The sequence below is a fragment of the Oleiphilus sp. HI0123 genome (assembly GCF_001635315.1).
On the sequence record NZ_LWGE01000598.1, the window covers coordinates 1 to 633 of the forward strand.

General features: G+C 44.4%; 1 protein-coding gene. It reads left to right on the forward strand.

Annotation, left to right across the window (positions count from 1 at the left end; translation table 11 throughout):
- Nucleotides 1-15: 15 nt before the first annotated feature.
- Nucleotides 16-633 (forward strand): hypothetical protein (locus A3761_RS05400; RefSeq protein ID WP_156491629.1); only part of this gene is annotated, 618 nt, incomplete at its 3' end.

Sequence of the window (633 nt, forward strand, 5' to 3'; positions counted from 1 at the left end):
AACAAGCAAACTAAAGTGCCGAACACTTTCTTTATCTTCGTTATATTGGCTGCTCTGCTGAGCCAGTCGGGTTTGGTGATGTCGATGACTATTGGCTCGCTAAGCTATGACGCAGATGTTAATGCTAGCATTATTTCTGATAGCCGAAACAACCGGGATTGGCTACGCTGGGATGAACTGACTGGTAATACTTTGGAAGAAACGCGTGCGTTGACTCAAGGTGCTTACCAAGGTTGGTCTATTGCCAATTCGCTTGATGCCCAGCTGTTTATCGAAGCACTATTGCCTGCTTATAGGGCGACCACTTGTACTGCCTACTCGAGTGAAGGGTGTTGGACAGATAGAGATGTAACGCGAGACTATCACGAGTTAGTTGGCGATACCTTTACAACTGGAAGTGGTACTGACCTAGTCTTTTTTGAGTCTCATAAACCTGATTGGGCTGGATACATTATGACTCGCCAAGATAGGGCCTTAAAGACAGTCGAGAAGAAATCTGAGTTCGATCGTATCGATAACGCTAATCGTTTTGTAGATTCATACGAAGGTACAGGGTGGTTGTTATATAGAGACTGGCCAGTTGATTCAATAGAAGTGAATGAGCCTTCATCACTGTTTTTTAGTTTGTTCCCC